Source organism: Nannocystis sp. RBIL2, assembly GCF_026626745.1.
Classification (GTDB): Bacteria; Myxococcota_A; Polyangia; order Nannocystales; family Nannocystaceae; genus Nannocystis.
Genome location: NZ_JAPNJW010000001.1, coordinates 3,795,752 through 3,818,426 on the forward strand (window position 1 = coordinate 3,795,752; position 22,675 = coordinate 3,818,426).

Below are 22,675 nucleotides of genomic sequence, written 5' to 3' on the forward strand. Positions count from 1 at the left end.
ACCTTGAGACTCCGGCAGAGGGGTTGAGACTTCGGCAGACGGACGAAACGCATGATGTTTGAACCTTCAATCGGGGGGAACAAAGTCGAGGCAGACCCGACGGGGGCCGCCCACGACACGGCCCTGGAGCGCCGTAGCCAGCATAAGAAGGGTCTCGCGCCGCCGTCCAGTAAAAGTGAGTCCACGCGCGGTCTCGAGCCTCCGGGTTTACACCCCTGCGCAATGGGAAAACCGGACGCCGGGCCCTTGGAACAGGCGACGTCCGTGTGACGCATCGGCGGCTCCACCGCGACCACCTGTCTGCAAGAACAGGTGACTGCAGGCGCGCTGGGCGCTACGCACCTCCCGGACCTACACCCGCGGTCCGACGTCGCGGAGGTCTCAGATGCCGACGACGTCGCCGTGCTTGCGGACGACGTAGCCGAGGCTGAGGCTTGCGCGCCCGTAACCCGGCAGTTCGACCTTCCAGCGCACCATCCCGTTGCTGTCGGGTCGCGCCCGATCGCTGGTCGTCGCCGCGTCGACCTCGATCTTCACCTTCTCGAGCTCCGACACCGGCACCCTTTCGCTGACCTGCACCGTGCGCGGCTCGGGGCCGAGGTTGCTGAGCTTGACCTCGATCTTGTGGATCTGCGACGTCCAGCCCGACAGCATCGCCCGCTCCTCGCGCGCCTGCGTCACCGTCCGCTGCACCCGCACGGCCCCGTCCGGACCCCAGCCGATGGCGAAGTTCTCGTGCGGCGCGATGAACAGCACGCTGGTGCGACCGACGAACCCGCCGTTTTTGATCAGGTCGACCGGGCCGGCGAGGATGGGTTGATGCAGGCGGTCGTTGACGTGGGTGGTCTTCAAGACCACCGCTTCGGCGAGCTCAGCCATCAGCACGTGCTCGCTGGTGGTCTTGAGCGTGCCGCTCATCAGCGGCACGCGGTACGGCCGGCCGTCGCTCGGCACGCTGGCGCGGGCCGCCGCGCGCAGGGTCAGCACCTCGCCGCCGTCGTCGATGCCGGGCAGGTCCTGCGAGCGCTGCTTCGGCGCCGCGCCGAGCCCGGTGGTCTGCACCTCCTGCTCGCGCGCCTCGACAACGATGACCTCGCTCTTGCGCTGGACGAACAGCACGTCGCTGCCGAGCTGCGGCGGCTCGGTGCCGAGCGACGGCCGCTCGGTCGAGAAGATCAGCTGGACGTCGCTCCAGTCCTCGCCGGTGTTCTGCCACACGCAGCCCTCGCTGCTGAAGTGCAGCACCGGGTCGGCGCCCTTGACCAGCTCGACCAGCTGCGCGCGGTGATACGGCCGCCAGCACGCGCCCGGCACCACGTAGTCGACCTGCACGCCGTAGACGCCGGCGGCCCCGACCCACACCTCGACCACGACCTCGGCCGCTATCGCGTCGCTGACCTGCGAGGTCGCGCCGATGCGCTGGTTCAGCCGCTTGATCTCGTGCTCGACCTCGGTGATCTCGAAGTCGAGCCCCTGCCGCTTCTGCCGGGCCTCACCCTCGCGCGCGGCCACCCGCTCGAGCGCCTCGGCCCACTTCGCCGGCTCGTCCTGGCCGTAGCAGACGTCGACGCCGATGTCCTGGATGGTGACCTCGCCGACCCCGGACAGCGCGGTCTCGTGGCGCTGCGCCAGCTCGCGCGCGGCCTGCAGCTCGGCTAGCCTTTGGGACAGGCGCTCACGCTCGCGCTGCAGCTCGCGCGCGCGCTCGGGCTTGTCGTCGCCGAGCACCAGCTTCGAGCGGCGGACCCGCACGTCGCTGACGCGCTCGCGCGCGCCGTCGCCGGCCTTCTGGCCGTGCGGGACGATCGCCGCGCACAGGGTCTTGTCGGCCATGACCGGGGCGACGCCGGCGATCCGCAGGCGCGTGAGGCCGGCCCGCAGCTCGAGCGAGGCGCGGCGGACGACGTGGGCGCGGTCCTCGAGGACGGTGACCTCGACGATCGGGGCCTTGAACTCGACCGGGGCGATCGACGGGATGGCGGGCTCGTGCTTGTCGATGACGGTGGGCTCGGACATGACTCACTCCCGGCGGTTGCCGCCGACCAGTTCCTTCTTCGCGGAGATCCGGACCACGTAGGTCGCGCTGAGCTTCTTCTGCTGGCCGGCCGGCACCTGCACGCGCCAGCGGTAGCCGCCCTTGAGCTCGTAGTGCTCGGGCTCGAACGGCGCCCAGGCCGGCTCGACCGCGCCGACGTCGACCTGGATCTCGTCCTCGCGCTCGCGCAGGCTCGGCAGCCGCTCCTGCACCTCGACGTCGACCGGCCGCGCCGAGCGGTTGGCGACCTCGACCTCGATGTCGTGGCGCAGCGACAGCGAGCCGCCCATCAGGCCGGCCGCCTCTTCCTTGTAGTGGGTGTTGCGCGAGACCTTGATCGCCTGCTCGACGCCGAGGCCGATCTGCACCTCGCCGCGCGGCGGGGCGACCTTGAGGTCGGCCGACAGCAAGTAGTCGCCGCCGACGTAGATGTCCGCCGGGCCAGGCAGCAGCGGCGCGTCGAGCGGGTTCTTCAGCTTGACGAAGCGGTACACGTCGGTGCTCTCGCGCGGCACCACCACGTAGCCGAGCTGGATCGGCGTCTGCTGCTTGAGCAGCGGGATCGAGTGGTAGTCGCCGTCGGACGGGATGTCGATCGGCGTCTCGGCGGCGTACACGTAGTCGAAGCCGAACCACGACTCGGCGAACCGGTGGCGCGGCGGCAGCCCGCGGCCGCCCGCCTGCTGCGCCCGCGTCACCGCGCCGTCGATCAGCGAGACGACGTCGATCTCGCGCGTCACCTCGCGCACCCACAACATCTCGAGGTAGCGCTCGCGCCGGTGCGACAGCGTCAGCACGCCGCGCCGGCTGGCCTCGGGGCCAGGCATGCGCAGGTCGCCGTAGGCCAGCTGCTCCGGCGCCGCCTCGTGCTCGGGCTCCGCCTCGGGGTGGGCCAGACCGCCGCGCGGCGCCCCGCCTCCCCCGCCCTCGGGCCCGCCGAACAGGCTGCCGACCGCGCCCGCCAGCGCCCCGCCGAAGCCGCTGCTCTTGCGCTCGGCCGCGAAGGTCATGGCCTGCGGCGCTGCGGCCGACGGCGGCGGCGGCGGCGCGGGCGGCGGGGCCGAGCGCATCGGCGGCGCCGTCGGTCGCGCGGCGCCGAGCCTCTCCGGCTGCGGGCCCCCTGGCGGCGGCGCCTGGCTGCGCGCCTGCTCGAGCTGCTGCCGCAACGACAGGAGCACCTCCGACTCCCTCGGGCTCACCGTCCCGCTCTGCGTCACCGCCCGCGGCATGTCGGCGGCCGCGCCGTCGATCTCGCCCGAAGCCTCGTAGTCGGTCCACTCGTCGCTCGGGGCCGGCTCGGGCGTCGGCTTGCGCTGCCGCGGCCCGCCGCCGGCGAGGAAGCGATCGTAGTCGGCGTACAGCTCGCCCGCGCCGGCCGGCGGCGCTCGCCAGCCGCGGCGCTGCACGGGAGGTTGCCGGCGACCGATCCGCAGCGCCTGCATCTCCGGCAGCTCGACCCATCGCTGGGCGTCCGCGGTCGCCAGAGTGAGGCGCACGCCGGTCCAGTCCTCGCCGGTGTCCTGGGCCACCACCGCGCGCACCGCCACGGTCGCCCGGGCCATGTCGCGGGTCAGGCTCACCGCGTAGGCCGGGGCCCAGCGGGCGCCGGGCACCATGTACTCGAAGATCAGGCGCACCGGCGTCAGCGGCACCTCGTGCGCGCGCAGGCTGATGAGCGCCGCCTTGCGCAGCTCGTGCGGCTTGGCCTGGCGCGCCTTCGAGGCCGCCTTGCGTCGGGCCTCGAGGTGCTCGCGACGCTCCTCGGCCTGGCGCTGCTCGCTGCGGAGCTGTTGCAGTTGCACGTCGAGCGCCGCGATCTGCTGCTGCTGGAACTCGATCAGCGCCAACCTCGCGCTCGTCGGCGACTGCAGCGGCGGTTGCCCGCGCTTGTTGGCCGGGCGCTCGTACACCTGCAGCCGCTCGATGCGGGCCCGCTGGGCCTCGAGGTGGGCGCGGCGGTCGGCCAGCGAGCGGACCTCGCGGCGGGCTTGCTTGAGCTCGGCGTCGTCGGGCGGCGGAAGGGCCGGGTCGGGCACCGCCAGGTCGAGCGCGATCCGCAGATCCATCGCCACCGGCAGCTCGCCGCCCTCGCCCTCGACGCGCACCCGCACCGAGCCGTCGTCGAGGCTGAGCGGCAACCCGAGCAGCTTGACCTGCGGCGGCACCGGCTGCGCCGCCAGCAAGATCGCCGAGCGACAGACCAGCGCGCCCTGGCGATACACCGTGACCGAGTCGATCCGCGAGGTCAGGACGGGGACGTTCATACGCCGGCGGATTATGCCCGCGTCTCGGACGGCGAGCGCCGGCAAGCCGACGCCCTGCCCCGGGCCGCGATAAATCGCCGTTTCACGCGGTTCCACGGGCGCTGCGAGCAATCGCCGCAGCGGCTCGTGACGCCTCCGCGCGCGGAGGCACGCGGGCGAGCGCGAGCCGCAGCGCGGCCGCGCTCGTCCGCCGGGCGATCACGCCGGCACGCGCCCGACGTTCTTGCGGTCGAAGAAGCGGTGGGCCGCGATCGCCTTGACGAACTGCTGCGCCACCTGCTGCGCGTCGGCCGGCTTGCGCGAGCCGACCACACCTGGCTCTTTGAGCAGGTCGCTCTCCGACCCGCCGGGCGGCACGATCCCGCTGGCGAGCAGCACGTCGAGGCCGTCGCCGGTGGCCGCGAGCGGCTTGTAGTGGGCGAACGCCTCGGCGACGAAGTGGAGCGCCACGCCCTCCTTCTTCAGCGCCGCCGCGCTGTCGGCTCCGCCGGGCACGTAGACCGCGTCGTAGAACACCGACGCCGCGGTCTTGAGCGACTTCTGCGGCGCGAGCTGCTTGCCGTCGCTGCGCTTGACCGGGGCCATCGACGGCGCGATCACCTCGACGAGCGCGCCGCCGGCGGTGAGCGCCGCCTTGATCGCGTCGACCTGCGCGCCGTCGACCCCGTCGGCCACCAGCACCGCGATCTGGCGGGTCTGGACGGTGTCCTTGACGGTATTGGCCATGCTGAGCTCGGGCGCCTTGACCTTGTCGTAGTCCTGGCGCAGGCCCGGCGGCGACGTCACGCCGTACTTGGCCCACTCGGCCTTGAGGCGCTTCATCGCCGACGCGGGGTCGTCGACGGTGAGGCCGAGGTTGACGGCCACGCGCTCGGCCAGCTGCACGTCGACCTGGGTCAGCACGTCGACCATCCGCTTCCGGATCGCCACGGTGTTGACCATGCTGAGCTCGAAGCTGAACGCGTCGACGATGTGCTGCTTCTCCGGCTCCGACTGGTTGCGCCAGAACAGCTCGGCCTGGCCGAAGTGGTCGCCGAACCGCGGGCTGCGCTCGCGGACCTTCTTGCCCTCCACCTTCGCCGGGTGGGTGTTGAAGCCCTTGGCACCGGCGTGGAACGGGCAGCCCTTCGCCAGCGAGTTCGGCGAGTAGGCGACCGGCCCCTTGTTGACCATGTGGCGCATGTGCCCGTCGCGCTGGTTGTTGACGATCGCGTTGTCCGGGCGGTTGATCGGCAGCTCGTGGAAGTTCGGGCTGCCGAGGCGGCTCAGCTGGGTGTCGAGGTACGAGAACAGCCGGCCCTGCAGCAGCGGGTCCTCGGAGAAGTCGATGCCCGGCACCAGGTGCGACGGGCAGAACGCGACCTGCTCGGTCTCGGCGAAGAAGTTGTCGGGGTTGCGGTCGAGCACCATGCGGCCGACCTTCTGCAGCGGCACCAGCTGCTCCGGCCACACCTTGGTCGGGTCGAGCACGTCGAACGGGAACTGGCCCTCCTCGCCTTCGGGGATGGTCTGGACGGCGAATTCCCACTCGGGGTACTGGCCGCGCTCGATCGCCTGCCACAGGTCGAGGCGGTGGTAGTCGGGGTTCTTGCCGCCGATCTTCTGCGCCTCGTCCCACACCACCGAGTGGAGGCCGAGCTTCGGCTTCCAGTGGAACTTGACGAAGTGGGCCTTGCCGTCCTCGTCGAGCAGGCGGAACGTGTTGACGCCGAAGCCCTCGATCATGCGCAGGCTGCGGGGGATCGCCCGATCCGACATCACCCACAGCAACATGTGGGCGCTCTCGGGGGTCAGCGACACGAAGTCCCAGAACGTGTCGTGGGCCGACGCCGCCTGCGGGATCTCGTTGTCCTGCTCCGGCTTCACCGCGTGGATGACGTCGGGGAACTTGATCGCGTCCTGAATGAAGAAGACCGGGATGTTGTTGCCGACGAGGTCGAAGATGCCGTCCTCGGTGTAGAACTTGACCGCGAAGCCGCGCACGTCGCGGGCCAGGTCGGTCGAGCCGCGCGAGCCGGCCACCGTCGAGAAGCGGACGAACACCTTCGTCTTCTGCCCGACCTTGCGCAGGAACTTGGCGGTCGTCAGCTTCTTCAGCGAGTTCGTCACCTCGAAGTAGCCGTGGGCTCCTTCGCCGCGGGCGTGGACCACCCGCTCGGGGATCCGCTCGTGATCGAAGTGGGTGATCTTCTCGCGCAGGATGAAGTCTTCGAGCAGCGTCGGGCCGCGCACGCCGCCCTTCAGCGAGTTGTTGTCGTCGCCGACGGCGACCCCCTGATTGGTCGTCAAGTCGGGGCAATTGCCGGGGCCACGCGGCGCCTCATCCTTCTCGTTGCGATCGTCCGTCGACATCTCGTCCTCCCTTGGGCCGTCGGTGTCAGCGACGCGACGGCCGCCCTCCTTAGCACCCTCGTCGATCGGTGCAACCGCGCCCGCGGCAAACGACGCCCGTCGACGCGTCCGACGGGGCTCCGCGGGGCCGCGCGCAGTCGACCGCCGGACTACCGCGACGCCCTGCGACCTGTCCTTCAGGACATCAACCGGCGGTGCCGGGGCCGAGGCACAGCGGCCGCGGCAGTTGCATGGTCAGGCAGTGCAGGCTGCCGCCCTGCTCGATGAGCTGCAGGCAGTCGACGCCGACCACCTCGCGTCCCGGAAATACCCCGGCGAGGCGCGACAGCGCCTCTGTGTCGGCCGGGTCGTCATACGTGGGCACCAGCACCGCGCCGTCGATCACCAGGAAGTTGGCGTAGGTCGCGGGCAAGCGGCGCCCGCCGGGGCCGAAGCGCGGGCGCGGCCACGGCAGCGGCACCAGCTCGTAGGGTTCGCCGCTCAGGGTGCGCAGCGCGGCCAGCTCGGCGGCCATCGCCTGCAGCTCCTCCCAGTGCGAGTCGGCGGTGTCGGTGCAGCTCTGGTACGCGATCGTGCGGGCGTCGCAGAAGCGGGCCAGGGTGTCGATGTGGCCGTCGGTGTCGTCGCCCTCGAGCCAGCCGCGGCGCAGCCACAGCACCCGATTCGCGCCGAGGTGGCGGCGCAGCGCCGCCTCGATCGCCGGCGCGTCGAGCCCGCTGCGGTGGTCGGACAGCAGGCAGCGCTCGGTCGTGAGGATCGTGCCCTCGCCGTCCGACTCGACGCTGCCGCCCTCGAGCACCAGCGGCACGATCTCGAGCGGCGCGGCGGCGAAGGCCCCGAGCGCGTGCAGGCGCTGCGGGATCACGTCGTCCCGGCTCGCCGCGAACTTGCCGCCCCAGCCGTTGAACACGAAGTCGAGGACCCGCGGCGCCCCGTCGACCATCACGGTCAGCGGCCCGTGGTCGCGGGCCCAGGTGTCGTCGCTGGGCGCCGCGTGCAGCAGCGCGCGCGCGTCGTCGACCCCGGCGCGGCGCAGCAACTCGCGCACGTGGGCGGCCAGCGCCGCGTCGTGGCACGCGATCACCGCCACCTCGCGCAGCGCGATCTGCCGCGCGATCTCGACGAACACCGGCTCGACCTGGCGCAGCGTCGGGCCCCAGTCGCTGTCCGCGTGCGGCCACGTCAGCATCACCCCGGCCTGCGGCGCCCACTCGGCCGGCAGCACACGTGTCTCTTCAACCATGTCCCTTCGCCCCTGTCCCTTGAAACATGTCTCTTCGCTCAGGGTGCCGCCGCCGGCGCCGCCCGCAGCGCGATCACCTGCCGGACCGACAGCCCCGGCGAGTCGGGCACCACCAGCCGCAGCGGCCCCTCGCCGGGCGGCAGCCCGAGGGCGACGATCACGTCGTCGCGCCCCACCGTGGCCGCGTTCACCGTCTGCTTGTAGCCGTCGGCGGCGACCACCTCGACGTCGACCCCGGCCGGCACGCCTGCCGCCAGCAGCGCCTCGCGCAGGCGCGGGCCGGCGTAGCGCTTGTCCCCGACCGCGACCTCCGTCTGCGGCAGCTCGGCCAGGCGAGCGGCCGGCAGCTTCTCCGAGCGCGACGCGGTCTGGACCTCGAGCGCGCCGGCCGGCGCGGTGGAGCAGGCGGACACGGCGAGCACTGCGGCGAGGACGAGCGACGGGCGGAGCATGCCCGCGAGCATATCCGCGCCCCGTGCGGCCCACAAGGTGCGGCGGCCTTCAGTCGACGCGCTCGATCGCCGTGCAGTCGCTCGTCACCTGGGCCTTCTGCTTGCCCTGGATCGGCTGGTACGTCGCCAGCAGCTCGCCGTCCTTGCCGAGCAGGAAGAGCTGTTCCGCGCCGCCGGTGATCGTCTCGCGCGCAGCGTTGAGCAGGAGGACCTTGCGCCCGCTGCCCGCCGCGGCACCGACCTCGACGGTGACGTCGTTGCCGCAGGCGTTGAAGATCGACACATGGAACTCGGTGACCGCGGACGACGGCGGCGGCGCGCTCGCGGTGCTCGACTTGTCACAACCGACGACACACAGCAGCAACACGGGGATGATGGGGGCCAGTCGCATGGGTAGATCCTCTCGCTGCACACTCTATCAATATCGTCCGTCGCGCGTACACGTGTCCTGCATCGCCCGTCAGCCGCAAGCCCCCTTGACGAGCGGCGCACGCCCGCGTCTCTTGGGCGACATGCATTCATTACGGACCGTCGTACCTCGTCTGTCGCTCCTGCTGTGTCTCCCGGTGGTCGCCTGCGGCGACTCGAGCGGCAACGTCACCGACTCGGGCCCCGGCACCACCGCCGGACCTACCAGCACCGCCACCGATCCGTCAGCCACCGGCCCCACCACCGCCGGCCCCACCACTGACAGCCCGCCCACCTCGACCACCACTCTCGGCACCGACACCGCCACCGGCACCGAGACTGCGCCCGACACCGTGGGCACCGAGACCTCGCCCGGCACCGACAGCACCGACGGCACCGTCACCGACACCACCGCGACCCAGACCAACACCGGCACCGACACCGGCGACGGCGCCCTCGACATCAACCCCAAGGACGTCACCCTCGAGATCATCGACGGCGCGATCGTCACTCAGCCCTACACCGCCACTTACAACGGCGTCGACGTCACCGGCGACGTCGCGTGGAGCTACAACAAGCCCGAGATCGGCGAGATCCAGCTCAACGCCGAGTTCGTGCCCACGGGCACCCTCGGCGGCACCGGCACCCTCAAGGCCACCTACCAGGCCGCCCAGGCCGAGACCTCCGTCTCCGTCAAGATCATCAAGAAGCTCGACCCCGGCGGCCTCGAGCCCGGGTGGGGCAACCCCGTCGGGCCCGACCCGTCGATGACGATCGTCTACCCGTACAACGAGACGGTCTTCCCGCTCAAGGTCGCCGCGCCCGTCGTCCAGTGGAACAACGTGCAGAACGGCGACCAGTACAAGCTGCACATCAGCGAGCAGTTCTACGACTACACCATCTACTTCACCACCAACACCCCGGCTCGCCACCTCATCGACGCCGCCGAGTGGATCGCCCTCAGCGAGTCGGGTCAGGGCGCCCAGAGCGACCCGATCAGCTTCGAGCTGCAGCGCAAGAGCGGCAACAACGTCTACGAGTCGGTCAAGCAGACCTGGCGCATGGCCCAGGCGCGCCTGCCCGGCCGCGTCTACTACTGGGAGCTGCCGGGCCAGTGCGGCGGCAACGCCAACGGCCGCGTCCTCAGCATCAAGCCCCAGGAGGCCCAGGCCAACGAGTTCTTCCAGCCCGGCTTCTGCTGGGGCTGTCACACCGTCAGCCGCGACGGCCGCACCGTCGCCGCGGTCGCCGACAACGGCAACATCCCGTTCCCGACCTTCACCATCGACGTGTCGCAGGAGCCGAGCGTCTACGGCAACATTCAGCCCAGCCCCGGCCTCGGCGGCACCTTCAGCGCCTTCAACCACGACGGCACCAAGCTGCTGCAGTCCAACGACCCGATCGACGCCATCAACTCGGTGCTGCGGGTGATCGACGCCATGAACGGCTCGATCCTCAACCCCAACGTGCTGCAGCCCGGCTGCGGCGAGCCGGCCTGGTCGCCCGACGGCCTCAAGATCGCCGCCACCTGCGGCTACGAGGACGCCGGCTGGACCTTCGACGCCAACCAGGCCAACCTCGTCGTCGCCGACGTCAACCCCGACGGCATCACCGTCTCCAACCAGAAGGTCATCGTCCCCAAGGGCGGCGAGGCCGGTCGCCCGGCCTACCCGAACTTCTCGCCCGGCAACGAGTGGATCGTGTTCGGCCGCCCGACCCAGGGCTCGCGCTCGACCGGCAGCGGCAAGCTGTTCCTCGTCGGCACCGAGGGCAACGACCTCGTCACCCTCGAGAAGGCCAGCTCCGACAACAAGAGCTTCAACCCGACCTTCGCCCCCCTGCGCGCCGGCGGCTACTTCTGGGTCGTCTTCATGTCCCGCCGCGACTACGGCAACACCCTCGTCGGCGCCAACCGCCAGCAGCTGTGGATCACCGCCATCAACGATCCGCCGAACGCCGGCGGCGATCCCTCCAACCCGCCGTTCTACGTCCGCGGCCAGGAGGACTGCGCCCTGTCCGAGAACGCCTACTTCGCCCCCGATCCGTGCATCGAGGAGCCGAACAAGGTGTGCGAGTCGGGCATCGACTGCTGCTCGGGCCATTGCATCCAGATGGGCGAGCTCAAGGTCTGCGGCGAGAAGGGCCCGTGCTCCGAGGCCGGCAACGCCTGCGAGTCCGACGCCGACTGCTGCGAGCCCGGCACTCCGTGCATCGACGGCTACTGCCAGCAGGTCTTCCCGCAGTGACATGATATGTCCTTCGGGACATATCACGCCACGACGGCCGCCGGCGCGCCTCCGCGCCGGCGGCCGCGCTTTCTCCCGCGACGACATGTCCTTCGGGACGTATGATGATTTCGCGCCCGCCCCGCGATCGAGGGGACGCACGGTCGAATGCAGGGGGATCCGCTCGTCAGCAATGTCGGCTGTCGCGCCGTCGCGCGCGCGTGCGGGCGGTTTCGGAGCCGAACCCGGCACCCTGCCCCCAACAACAGCCGACATCGCTTGACGGCCGGCCGGCATCCGCGTCTCTTGAGCGGCATGCATTCGTTACGGACCGTCGTACCTCGTCTGTCGCTCCTGCTGTGTCTCCCGGTGGTCGCCTGCGGCGACTCGAGCGGCAACGTCACCGACTCGGGCCCCGGCACCACCGCCGGACCTACCAGCACCGCCACCGATCCGTCAGCCACCGGCCCCACCACCGCCGGCCCCACCACTGACAGCCCGCCCACCTCGACCACCACTCTCGGCACCGACACCGCCACCGGCACCGAGACTGCGCCCGACACCGTGGGCACCGAGACCTCGCCCGGCACCGACAGCACCGACGGCACCGTCACCGACACCACCGCGACCCAGACCAACACCGGCACCGACACCGGCGACGGCGCCCTCGACATCAACCCCAAGGACGTCACCCTCGAGATCATCGACGGCGCGATCGTCACTCAGCCCTACACCGCCACTTACAACGGCGTCGACGTCACCGGCGACGTCGCGTGGAGCTACAACAAGCCCGAGATCGGCGAGATCCAGCTCAACGCCGAATTCGTGCCCACGGGCACCCTCGGCGGCACGGGCACCCTCAAGGCCACCTACCAGGCCGCCCAGGCCGAGACCTCGGTGTCGGTCAAGATCATCAAGAAGCTCGACCCCGGCGGCCTCGAGCCCGGGTGGGGCAACCCCGTCGGGCCCGACCCGTCGATGACGATCGTCTACCCGTACAACGAGACGGTCTTCCCGCTCAAGGTCGCCGCGCCCGTCGTCCAGTGGAACAACGTGCAGAACGGCGACCAGTACAAGCTGCACATCAGCGAGCAGTTCTACGACTACACCATCTACTTCACCACCAACACCCCGGCTCGCCACCTCATCGACGCCGCCGAGTGGATCGCCATCAGCGAGTCGGGTCAGGGCGCCCAGAGCGACCCGATCTCCTTCACGCTGCAGCGCAAGAGCGGCGGCAACCTCTACGAGTCGGTCAACCAGACCTGGCGCATGGCCCAGGCGCGCCTCCCGGGCCGCGTCTACTACTGGGAGCTGCCCGGCCAGTGCGGCGGCAACGCCAACGGCCGCGTGCTCAGCATCAAGCCCCAGGAGGCCCAGGCCAACGAGTTCTTCCAGCCCGGCGGTTGCTGGGGTTGTCACACCGTCAGCCGCGACGGCCGCACCGTCGCCGCGGTGCGCGACAACGGCTCGCCGTTCCCGACCTTCACCATCGACGTGTCGCAGGAGCCGGCCGTCTACGGCAACATCCAGCCGACCCCGGGCCTCGGCGGCACCTTCAGCGCCTTCAACCACGACGGCACCAAGCTGCTGCAGTCCAACGACCCGGCCAACGCGGTCAGCTCGCTGCTGCGCGTGATCGACACCATGAACGGGGCGATCCTCAACCCCAACGTGCTGCAGAACGGCTGTGGTGAGCCGGCCTGGTCGCCCGACGGCAAGAAGATCGCCGCCACCTGCGGCTACCCGGGCGGCGGCTGGACCTTCGACCAGAACCAGGCCGACCTGGTGGTCGCCGACGTCAACCCCGACGGCATCACCGTCACCAACCAGAAGATCATCGTGCCCAAGGGCAACGACGTCGGTCGTCCGGCCTACCCGAACTTCTCGCCCGGCAACGAGTGGATCGTGTTCGGCCGCCCGACCCTGGGCTCGCGCTCGACCGGCAACGGCAAGCTGTACCTGGTCGGCGTCGAGGGCAACGACCAGGTCATCCTCGAGAAGGCCAGCTCCGACAACAAGAGCTTCAACCCGACCTTCGCCCCGCTGCGCGCCGGCGGTTACTTCTGGGTCGTCTTCATGTCCCGCCGCGACTACGGCAACACCCTGGTCGGCGCCAACCGCCAGCAGCTGTGGATCACCGCCATCAACGATCCGCCGAACGCCGGCGGCGATCCCTCCAACCCGCCGTTCTACGTCCGCGGCCAGGAGGACTGCGCCCTGTCCGAGAACGCCTACTTCGCCCCCGACCCGTGCATCGAGGAGCCCAACAAGGTGTGCGAGTCGGGCATCGACTGCTGCTCGGGTCATTGCGTCCAGATGGGCGAGCTCAAGGTCTGCGGCGAGAAGGGCCCGTGCTCCGAGGCCGGCAACGCCTGCGAGTCCGACGCCGACTGCTGCGAGCCCGACAGCCCCTGCGTCGACGGCTACTGCCAGCAGATCTTCCCGCAGTGAGCTGTCCTTCGGGACATCTCTGACGAGACCGATTCACCGACCCGCCGGCGCCTCCGCGCCGGCGGGCGCGTTTTTGCCAGTCGACCATGGCCCCCCGCCCGGGGCTGCTTGGAGTGTGCGGCCGACCGTGAGAAGCTCCCCGGTCGATGCGACCCACCGCGCGCCGGACCAGCATGACGACCCGGTGGTCACTCGCGGCGACCCTCGCCGTCCTGTCGGCCCTCGGGTCCGGTGTCGGCTGTGACGCCGGAAATTGCGGTCTCTGGGAGTCGGGGCCGCAGGACCCGCGGATCCGCCTCGCGCGGGGTCCGCTGGCCGTCGGCAGCGACGGCGCGCTGTTCGTGCAGCGGACCCTCCCGGCGTCGCCGCATCTGGAGTTCGTCGAGGTCGCGGACGACCTCGGCGCCGCGCTGTCCGGGATCTTCGTTCCCACGTCACCGAGCGCGACGCGCTGGTTCGCGGTCGGTCGGAGCGGCGCCATTCGCTGGTCCGAGGATCTCGGCGAGACCTGGCAGGCGTCCGTCGGCGAGCCCGCGGCAGAGGACTTTCACGCCGTCCGCTTCGCCTGCCCGCGGCCGCGATTCGGCATGCTCGTCGGGGACTCTGGCGCGATTCTGCGGACGCAGGACGAAGGCACGAGCTGGGAGCGCCTCGACAGCGGCACGACTCGACCGCTGCGCGACCTCGCGGTGCTCGACGATCAGGTCGCTGTCGCTGTCGGCGACGGCGGGACGCTCGTGCGCTCGATCGACGGCGGCGCCGTCTGGGAGCCCGTCCTGCTGGCCACGACGGCCGACTTGACGTCGATCGACTTCGGGCCCTGCCTGGACCCGGACGCGACCCGAGGGTCGACCGGCGTGATCGTCGGCGACGCCGGGACGGTGCTCTTCACCCGCGATCGCGGCGCGACCTGGGACACCGCCGAGCTGCGGCTCGAGGACGATCTACGCCAGGTCCAGCTGCTCGACAGGTACCTCGGCACCCCCGATTACGCGCGGCTCGTGCTCGGGACCTCGGTCCTCACGTGGGAAGTCGGCACCTCCGAGCTCGTCACACATCACCGCTTCTCCGGTGAAGTCCTGGCCTACGACGCCTTCGGCGCCGAGGAGTATGCGATCGCCGAGGGCGAGCTGTCCGTCCGACCGGGACCCGAACACTGTCTCGGCCCGATCTGAAGGTCCGAGTCGACGCTCGGCGAAGGCGCCGCCGCTGCGGCCCGTCGCCGCCCGCGCGTGGCGAACTCCGCTAACCTCGGAGGTCATGCACGATCCGCTCGGCCTGTACGCCCCCGAGAACCGCGCCGACCCCTACCCCGTGCTCGCGCGGCTGCGCCGCGAGGCCCCGCTGTACTTCGCCGGCAACGAGGGCGCAGGCTCGTTCATCGTCACGCGCTACGCCGACGTCGCGGCCGGCTTCCGCGACGCTCGTCTGTCGGCCAGCCGCGCCGAGGCGATGGCCAAGCGCCTGCCGCCCGAGGTGCGCGAGTGGGTGGCGCCGGTGACGGGCAACCTGGCGCACTGGATCTTGCTGCGCGACCCGCCGGACCACACGCGCCTGCGCAGCCTGCTCAATCAGGCGTTCACGCCGCGGCTGATCGAGACGTGGCGTCCGCGGATCCAGCAGATCCTGGACGAGCTGCTGGGAGCGATCGAGCCGGGCGAAATCGAGCTGATGGAGGCGCTCGCGGGCCCGCTGCCGGTGCTCGTGATCGGCGACATGCTCGGCCTGCCGCCCGAGGATCGTCACCGCCTCAAGGCCTGCTCCGACGCGATCGCCGGCTTCTTCGGCGCCACCGTGATGAGCCAGGCGCTGCTCGCCAGCGCCCGCGCGGCGATCCTCGAGCTCGAGGATTATTTCCGCAAGGCGCTGACCGAGCGGCGCCAGACCCCGCGCCAGGACCTGCTCTCGGCCCTCGCCGCCGCCGAGGAGCAGGGCTCGGTGCTCAGCGAGCAGGAGCTGCTGTCGACCTGCACCGCGCTGCTGTTCGGCGGCCACGAGACCACCACCAACCTGATCGCCAACACCGTCTACACCCTGCTGCGCTTCCCCGATCAGCTGCAGCGGCTGCGCGACGAACCTGGCCTCTTGACCAGCGCCATCGAAGAGGTCCTGCGCTTCGAGTGCCCCGTCTCGCGCATGGGCCGGGTCGCCCGCGTCGACTTCGAGTGGCACGGCCAGCAGGTCAAGGCCGGCGACCGCCTGTTCCTGTCGTTCGCCGGCGCCAACCGCGACGAGTCGCAGTTCCCCGAGCCGGACCGCTTCGACATCGCTCGCGCCGACAACCGCCACCTCGGCTTCTCGACCGGCCCGCACTACTGCATCGGCGCCGCCCTCGGCCGCCTCGAGGCCCGCCTCGCCCTCGAGGCTTTATTGAAATTTCCGCGCTGGGAGCTGCGCGAGCAGCCGGCCTGGCTCGACAACCTGACCGTCCGCGGCCCCAAGAACCTGCGCGTCGCCCTGGGCTGACGAATCAGCGCGGCGCAGCGGATGTCCCTCGGGACATCTCGCGCGCAGTTGCACCGAGCGCTCGCACATGTCCCTTCGGACACATCACTGAAATCGCGGCCGCATGTCCCTTCGGACACCGGCCTTGGGGCATGTCCCTCCGGACATGCGGCATTCGCCCTCACCGCCGGCGTCGCCGCCACGCCAGCGCCGCGAGCAGCAGCCCCGCGCCGCCCGGGCCCTCGCCGCCCCCGCGGCAGCCGCAGCCGGCCTCGCTGCCGTCCTGCGCGCCGTCGCTCGTGCTCGCGCCGTCGCTCGCGCCTGCGCTCGTGCTCGTGCTCGCCGCGTCGCCGGTGGTCCCCGCGCCGGTCGTCGGCGCCTCGCCGCCGGTGCTCGTGGTCGTCTCCGGCTCGCCGGTGCTCGTCTCCGCGGTGGTCGCAGGCAGCCCCGTGCTCGTCGCCTCGGCGGTCGTCGATTCGCCGCCCGTGTCGTCCGTGCTGGTCCCTGGCGCGTCCGTCGTCTCGCCGGTCGTCGTCTCCTCGCCGCCCGTCGTCTCCTCGCCGACCGGCGCCGGCGGCTCGTAGGTGCTGCCGGGCTCGACCAATGTGATGACCATGCGGACCTCGGTCGGCATGTACAGCGCCGCGGTCTCGGGCCCGACGTTGTCGGCCGACGGCTTGCCGTTCATCGTGTCCTTGAGGATGCACGCGAACTTGTTGACGCCCTGCTTCCAGTCGACGAACTCGTTCGGCGGCGACCAGAACTGCGCGAACGTCGACTCCCACTCGTACACCCCGACCTCGGTGTACGTCGGCGACTGCAGCGTGCACGCATAGGTCGGGTTGGCCTCGAAGCACACCTGAAACTTCGTCTCCTGCGCCGTCGGCTTGGTCAGCACCTCGAGGTGGACCCACACCGAGCCCTGCGTCCAGTCGACCGGGCTCGTCCAGTCGTCCGGCACTCCCATCATCGGCGTCACCCGGTAGTGCGAATCGGCCAGGTCGGGCGCGTGCACCCACGTCTCGTCCATCACCACCAATTGCCCGGCCCGCGCCTCCCAGCCCGCCAGCGCGACGAATGCCCCGAGCGCGAACGCCAGTCCCTTCGTGTTCATGCGCGCCAAATTATCGACCTCGCCGCGCCCTCGCCACGGCGATCGCCGTGCGACCGGACGGGGCCGCGGCCGTGACGCGTGGGGGCGGCGATCGACTGGGCGATCGCCGGACCTGCAGGCGCGCTCACTTGCGCTTGTAGGTCAGCGCGTACTTGAGCGGGTTGTCCAGCCGCGACGACGTGATCGTCACGCTCATCGTCAGCTTGTCGCCCGAGTCGTCGAGCGTGAACACGCTGCGCCGCCCGCCGTCGTCGGCCTTGAACTCCATCACCAGCCGACCCTTGACGATCGAGAACGCGACGGTCAGCGGTGAGCCGTCGTCGGCGGTCCACGCCACCGCCGGACCGCCGAGCGTCCCCGAGATCGTGCGCCCGGCCGCGAAGGTCGCGGTCACCTTGGTGCCCTCGACCACGAACGAAATCTGCTCGCGGATCGGGTTCGCCGCGGTCAGCCGCTTGCGGCCGATGCCGCGGATCAGCGCGTTCAGCTGCGACACGGTCGTCTCGATCGCGTCGGTCAATTGCTGCCGCTGCGCCTCCCCGCCCGCGTAGCGGAACGTCCCCGCGAAGCGGTTCTGCTCCGGCTGGGCCGGCGCCGCCGGGGCCGGCGCGGGCGTCGGCGTGGCCACCGGCGCGGGCGTCGGCGGGGCCGCGGGCGTCGGCGCCGGGCTGTCCGCAGGGACAGGTGGCTCGGGCGCCGCCGGCGTCGGTGACTTGTCCTTCGGGACAGGTTGCGCCTCGCTCGTCGGCTTGACCTTCTTCGCGGTCGCTGCCTTCTCGCCCTCCGCTTTGGCCTCCGGCTTGGTCTCCGCCACCGCGCTCGCCGGCGCCGCCTCGACCGGCGCCCCCGCGCTCGCCTCGCCCGGACCCGCGACGCCCGGCTCGACCGGCGCCGCCGCGGCCACGGCCTGCGCGACCACCGGCTCGGCCTTGGCCTCCGCGGTCGCCTCGGCCTTCTCTTCCGCCTTCGCGTCCCCGGCCTTCGCCTCGTCCGCGAACGGATCGTCGAACTCCTCGGGCACCGCCGGCGCCGGCGTCGGAGGTGCCTCGTCACCGCATCCCACGACGAGGACGGTCGCGCACAACAAGGCCCTGCGGAGCTTGAGCATCGTCGGCACCATACCAACGAATCGGCGCTCCTGTTGCACGATCTGGGGCCCGGGGCGGGCCCTAGCGCCCGTCGTCGCCGCGCTCTATTTCTTCGCCAGCCAGGGGTTCGAGTCCCCCGCGCGCACGCTCTGGATCGTCTCGCCGATCGCCGTCGAATCGGCGGCCTGGGCCAGCGCTTCGATGCTCTCGTGGTCGCGCAGCCAGATCCCCTCGCGCGCGCCGGCGGACGCGTCGAACACCGGCAGGAACACGGTGAGGGGGCCGCTGCGGCCGCGGATCGGCACCTCCGGCGCTTGCACGAAGCTCACCGGTCCGCGGATCCGCGAGCGCGTCGTCTCCGACACCACGATCGGGCTCGCCAGTTGCTTCGTCAGCGCCTCGAGCCGCGACGCCACGTTGACCACGTCGCCGATCGCGGTGTACTCGCGGCGGCGCGGCGAGCCGATGTCGCCGACGATCACGCGTCCGCTGTGCAGGCCGACCCCGATCTTCAGCGCCGGCACCCCCGCGCTCTCGCGGCTGCGGTTGAAGCGTTGCAGCGCCTCCTGCATGTGCAGCGCGCACCACATCGCCCGGTCGGCGTGATCGGCCTGCTCGATGGGCGCGCCGAAGTACGCCATGATCCCGTCGCCCATGAACTTGTCGAGCGTCCCGCCGGCGGCGAAGATCACGTCGACCATGCAGGTCAGGTAATCGTTGAGCAGGCGGACCACCGCCTCGCTCGGCATCGACTCGGCCAGGCTCGTGAACCCGCGGATGTCGCTGAACAGCACCGTCAGCTCGCGCGACTCGCCGAGCGCCTGCTGCTCGCGGGCCTGGCTCAGCAGCTCGGCCACCGCCGGCGAGAAGTAGCGGCCCATGCGATCGAGGCGCAGCTGGTCGCGCGCCGTCGTCTCGATCAGGAAGCGGAACCGGCCCATCAAGTAGGCGCAGGTCGCCGCCACCAGCGACAGCAGCAGCACCGTCGCCACCATCGCGCCGACGGTCACGCCGGCGGTCACCTGCAGCACGATCTCGAGCGCGCTGCCGACCACCGCGCACGCGATCACCAGCGGCCGCTGCAGCGTGATCGCCGACAGGATGATGAACAGCGCGAACACCCCGACCGCGAACCCGGCCGTGCCCGCCGCCGAGCCGGTGCCCATCGTGCTGTAGAGCAGGACGAAGATGAACGGCACGTCGACCGCTGCGATCGCCGCGCCGAGCAGCGACCCGCGCGCGCCGAGGCGCCGGCCGGCGGCGAACAGCAGGCCCGCCACCGCCCAGTAGCCGGCCACGATCCACACCCCGCCCGCGCCCCACTCCGCCTGATGCAGCAGCAGGTCGAGCACCGTGTAGAGCGCGAGCAGGCCGCTGGCGCCGGCGAAGCGGATCGCGTTGACCCGGCGCACGCTCTGCTCCTGCTCCCGGCCGATCGCCGAGGCCATCGCGCTCTTCTGCCGCCTGCCGGGCTTCGACCAGAACATCGCAGTCGTCGCGGATGATACGCCGACGCTCCACCGCCCGCGCGAAAGTCTGGGGCTCGCGCGCCCGCCCGGGCTCCGGTCAAGGTTGTGTAAAAGCCCACACCCGCCTGCGGCGAGCTGCCCGCCTCGCGCGTAGCGTGCAGGCATGCGTCACCGCCCCATGGAAGTCTTCGCCGCCAGCGCCATCGCCGTCTGCTGCCTCGCTCTGGCCATTCATTCCACGATCCGCAGCCCCGCCGAGGTCGTCCAGGCGCACGAGGTCAGGCCGGCCCCCGCGAACGTCCAGTCGCCCGTGCAGGCACCCGCGGCCAGTCGCCCCCGCATCGACGTGGTGTTCGTCCTCGACACCACCGGCAGCATGTCGGGCCTCATCGAGGGCGCGAAGCAGAAGATCTGGGCGATCGCCAACCGCCTCGCCTCCGGCGAGCCGCGGCCCGAGCTGCGGATCGGCCTCGTCGCCTATCGCGACGTCGGTGACGATTACGTCACGAAGCGGTTCGACTTCTCGAGCGACATGGACGCCGTCTACGCCGAGCTGCTCGGCTACGAGGTCGGCGGCGGCGGTGACCATGCCGAGCACGTCGGCCGCGGCCTCGAGGACGCGCTCGACCGCATGCAGTGGAGCGACGGCGACAAGGTCCTGAAGCTGGTCTTCCTGGTCGGCGACGCCCCGCCGCACGACGATTACCAGGACTCGCCGACCACCGCCGAGCTGGCCAGGCGGGCCGCCCAGCGCGGGATCCTCGTCAACACCGTGCAGTGCGGCGCCTCGCCCGAGGCCGAGACCGCGTGGCGGGCGATCGCCGCCGCCACCAACGGCGAGTACAGCCAGATCGCCCAGAACGGCGGCGTCGTCGCGGTCGCCACCCCCTACGACGGCCGCCTGCAGGAGCTGAACAACCAGCTCTCGGCCACCGTGCTGACCTGGGGCAGCCACGGCGACAAGCTCAGCGCCCAGGTCAAGCTCGGCAACCGCATGGCCATGACCGCCAGCGCCGCCGCCGAGGCCGCGAGCTACAGCGCCAAGATCGGGCGCATGAACAGCGAGGACCTGCTCGGCGCGCTCGACGGCGGCCAGGCGCTGACCGACATCCCGAACGATCAGCTGCCCGACGTCATGCAGACCATGACGCCCGCGCAGCAGTCCGCGCACGTCGCCGACATGCGCCAGCAGCGGTCCGCCCTGAACGAGCAGATCCGCGAGCTCTCGGCCCAGCGCGACGCCTTCCTCCGCGACGCCGAGCGGGCCGCCGGCGCCGGCGACGGCTTCGACTCGACCGTCACCGACACCCTGCGCCGCCAGGCCGGCGCGCTCGGGGTCGCCTATTGACGGCGCTCGCATGCCTCGAAGGACATGCCCCGAAAGCCATCCGAACTCCGCCGCCCGACGTGACCTCAGCGGGCGGACGACTGCCATCTGGCTCGAAGGACATGCCCCCAAGGCCACCCGCGCTCCGCCGCCCGACGCGCAGCCGCAGCGGGCGAGCGGGCGCAGGTCGGGGCGGGCGCGTCCTGTCGCCGCGCCTCAGCACGCCGGGCTTGACGGCGGCGCGCGCTCGCCAATCCTGCGGGGCCATGAGAGCCGTCCACGTGTCCCTCTGTGTTGCCCTCGCGTCTGCTGCGGGCTGCCACAAGACCTCGGCCGACCGCCCGGTCGAGCACCCTGGCGACGTCGCCGAGCGCGTCGACGAGGCGCTGATCGCCGAGGCCGAGGAGCGCGAGGCGTTGCCGCCGGCGGCCGCTGCCGAGGCCGAGCCTGCGGGCGAGCAGCGGGTCGAGATCACGGGCGTGTTCATCGACGTCCCGCTCGCCACTGCCTGCGGGATCCCGCTGTCGCCCGAGGCCTACTTCGAGTTCGACTCGGCCGCGCTGGAGCCCGAGGACAACATCCTGCTGCGGCGCGTCGCCGAGTGCCTCACGATCGGCCCGCTGCGCGAGCGCAAGGTCGAGCTGCGCGGCCACACTGCGGCGGGCCGCGACGAGTACGGCGACAAGGTCGGCATGTCGCGCGCCGAGTCGGTCAGCGAGTTCCTCGCCACGCAGGGCGTCGACCCGGAGAGCATCGTCGTCCGCTCCGCCGGCGAGGCCAGCGCTGCGCCCGAGGCCCCGAGTGATTGGCCCTACGAGCGTCGCGTCGACGTCGTCCTGCTGCCGGCCGACTGACGTCGCGGGGAGCGCCGCCGCTTGCCCGCGCCCTGACCATGCACAAGACTTGGAGCGCGGAGGAAATCCGATGACCCGGCGCAGACAACCAATCGACGACGGATTCCGTCATACCGGCGATTTCGGCCAGGGGCCGCGGTTCCCCGGCGGATTCGCCGAATCCAGAGTTCCCCTCGCCGACGCCTCGTATCAGGGCTACGGCGCGTACGCCACGCTCGACGGCACCCGCGTCGACGAGTCGGAGTACGCCGAGCTCGACTATACCGGAGAGGAGCTCGAGTCCGAGCTGGCCTCGCCGGACCACAGCGGACGCGGCCCGCGCGGCTACCGTCGCTCCGACGAGTCGATCCGCGACGACCTGCACGTGATCCTCACCGCCCACGACGAGATCGACGCCAGCCACGTCGAGCTGCTGGTCGAGCGCGGCGAGGTGCTCCTGCGCGGCCACGTCCGGCGCCGCGCGACCAAGCGCCTCATCGAGGACATCGCGTACCAGATCGCCGGCGTCCGCGACGTCACCAACCTGCTGCAGATCGGCCCGCCAGCCCCGGCGCCGGAGCCTGAGCGCTTCGCCGACGACAGCGTCGAGGCCAAGCCCCGCAGCACCCGCAAGGACGACCATCCGTCGCGCCGCGACGCGTGGATCAGCGAGCACCTGCGCGACCGCGGCACCGTCCAGGACGAGGTCGAGCGCGCCATGGACCGCCGCGACCTGCGGAGCCACGCCTACACCGGCCCGCGCGACACCTCGGCCGAGGAGCGCATCACCGCCCCCGAGCGGCCCCTCATCGTCCCCGACCCCCGCTGGCCCGCGCAGACGCCGGTCGACGAGGAGGTCGAGCTCGACAACAAGGACCTCGACGCCGAGACGCTCATGCTCGAGACGATCGACGAGGACGCGGCCGAGTCCTGACATGTCCGTGAGGGCATGCCCGATCGGGCATG

General features: G+C 71.3%; 16 protein-coding genes. 7 read left to right on the plus strand and 9 right to left on the minus strand.

The genetic code is table 11. From position 1 onward, the window contains the following. Positions 1 to 381 precede the first annotated feature (381 nt). The 6 genes from OV090_RS14855 to OV090_RS14880 all read right to left on the minus strand — a co-directional run bounded on the left by OV090_RS14855 (position 382) and on the right by OV090_RS14880 (position 8,737). Positions 382 to 2,016, minus strand: a complete 1,635-nt coding sequence (locus OV090_RS14855) for a mucoidy inhibitor MuiA family protein (RefSeq protein ID WP_267704287.1) — start codon at positions 2,014 to 2,016, stop codon at positions 382 to 384. Between the two features lie 3 nt (positions 2,017 to 2,019). Beyond that, positions 2,020 to 4,299 (minus strand): mucoidy inhibitor MuiA family protein, encoded by a 2,280-nt coding sequence (locus OV090_RS14860; protein ID WP_267704288.1) that lies wholly within the window; start codon positions 4,297 to 4,299, stop codon positions 2,020 to 2,022. A gap of 198 nt (positions 4,300 to 4,497) precedes the next feature. Then, complete coding sequence (locus OV090_RS14865; RefSeq protein ID WP_267704289.1) at positions 4,498 to 6,651, minus strand: catalase; 2,154 nt, start codon at positions 6,649 to 6,651, stop codon at positions 4,498 to 4,500. Between the two features lie 184 nt (positions 6,652 to 6,835). Next, complete coding sequence (locus tag OV090_RS14870) at positions 6,836 to 7,894, minus strand: agmatine deiminase family protein (RefSeq protein WP_267704290.1); 1,059 nt, start codon at positions 7,892 to 7,894, stop codon at positions 6,836 to 6,838. Positions 7,895 to 7,932: 38 nt separating this feature from the next. Continuing rightward, a complete protein-coding gene (locus OV090_RS14875) occupies positions 7,933 to 8,346 on the minus strand; it encodes a molybdopterin-dependent oxidoreductase (RefSeq protein WP_267704291.1) in 414 nt (137 codons plus the stop codon). 49 nt (positions 8,347 to 8,395) lie between these two features. Then, positions 8,396 to 8,737, minus strand: coding sequence for a hypothetical protein (locus OV090_RS14880; protein WP_267704292.1), 342 nt, complete (start codon positions 8,735 to 8,737; stop codon positions 8,396 to 8,398). Between the two features lie 121 nt (positions 8,738 to 8,858). Between OV090_RS14880 and OV090_RS14885 the strand changes: the two genes are divergently transcribed. From OV090_RS14885 to OV090_RS14900, 4 genes are all read left to right on the plus strand, one after another. Beyond that, positions 8,859 to 11,000: a hypothetical protein gene (locus OV090_RS14885; protein ID WP_267704293.1), complete on the plus strand. Its 2,142-nt coding sequence runs from the start codon at positions 8,859 to 8,861 to the stop codon at positions 10,998 to 11,000. A 294-nt stretch (positions 11,001 to 11,294) separates the two neighbouring features. Next, positions 11,295 to 13,433, plus strand: coding sequence for a hypothetical protein (locus tag OV090_RS14890; protein WP_267704294.1), 2,139 nt, complete (start codon positions 11,295 to 11,297; stop codon positions 13,431 to 13,433). A gap of 146 nt (positions 13,434 to 13,579) precedes the next feature. Next, on the plus strand, positions 13,580 to 14,608 hold the full coding sequence (locus OV090_RS14895; RefSeq protein ID WP_267704295.1) for a YCF48-related protein: 1,029 nt from the start codon (positions 13,580 to 13,582) through the stop codon (positions 14,606 to 14,608). An 85-nt stretch (positions 14,609 to 14,693) separates the two neighbouring features. Next, positions 14,694 to 15,899 (plus strand): cytochrome P450, encoded by a 1,206-nt coding sequence (locus OV090_RS14900; RefSeq protein WP_267704296.1) that lies wholly within the window; start codon positions 14,694 to 14,696, stop codon positions 15,897 to 15,899. 160 nt (positions 15,900 to 16,059) lie between these two features. Here the strand turns inward: OV090_RS14900 and OV090_RS14905 are convergent, their stop codons facing one another. The 3 genes from OV090_RS14905 to OV090_RS14915 form a co-directional block, all read right to left on the minus strand. Continuing rightward, a complete protein-coding gene (locus OV090_RS14905) occupies positions 16,060 to 16,992 on the minus strand; it encodes an MYXO-CTERM sorting domain-containing protein (RefSeq protein ID WP_267704297.1) in 933 nt (310 codons plus the stop codon). A gap of 124 nt (positions 16,993 to 17,116) precedes the next feature. Further along, entirely contained in the window at positions 17,117 to 18,100 is a 984-nt protein-coding gene (locus OV090_RS14910) for a hypothetical protein (RefSeq protein WP_267704298.1), read from the minus strand. Positions 18,101 to 18,184: 84 nt separating this feature from the next. Beyond that, positions 18,185 to 19,567 (minus strand): adenylate/guanylate cyclase domain-containing protein, encoded by a 1,383-nt coding sequence (locus tag OV090_RS14915; protein WP_267704299.1) that lies wholly within the window; start codon positions 19,565 to 19,567, stop codon positions 18,185 to 18,187. 145 nt (positions 19,568 to 19,712) lie between these two features. Between OV090_RS14915 and OV090_RS14920 the strand changes: the two genes are divergently transcribed. From OV090_RS14920 to OV090_RS14930, 3 genes are all read left to right on the plus strand, one after another. After that, positions 19,713 to 20,897 (plus strand): vWA domain-containing protein, encoded by a 1,185-nt coding sequence (locus tag OV090_RS14920; RefSeq protein ID WP_267704300.1) that lies wholly within the window; start codon positions 19,713 to 19,715, stop codon positions 20,895 to 20,897. A 260-nt stretch (positions 20,898 to 21,157) separates the two neighbouring features. Beyond that, complete coding sequence (locus OV090_RS14925; RefSeq protein WP_267704301.1) at positions 21,158 to 21,730, plus strand: OmpA family protein; 573 nt, start codon at positions 21,158 to 21,160, stop codon at positions 21,728 to 21,730. A 70-nt stretch (positions 21,731 to 21,800) separates the two neighbouring features. Continuing rightward, positions 21,801 to 22,643, plus strand: a complete 843-nt coding sequence (locus OV090_RS14930) for a BON domain-containing protein (protein WP_267704302.1) — start codon at positions 21,801 to 21,803, stop codon at positions 22,641 to 22,643. The last annotated feature ends 32 nt before the right edge of the window (positions 22,644 to 22,675 follow it).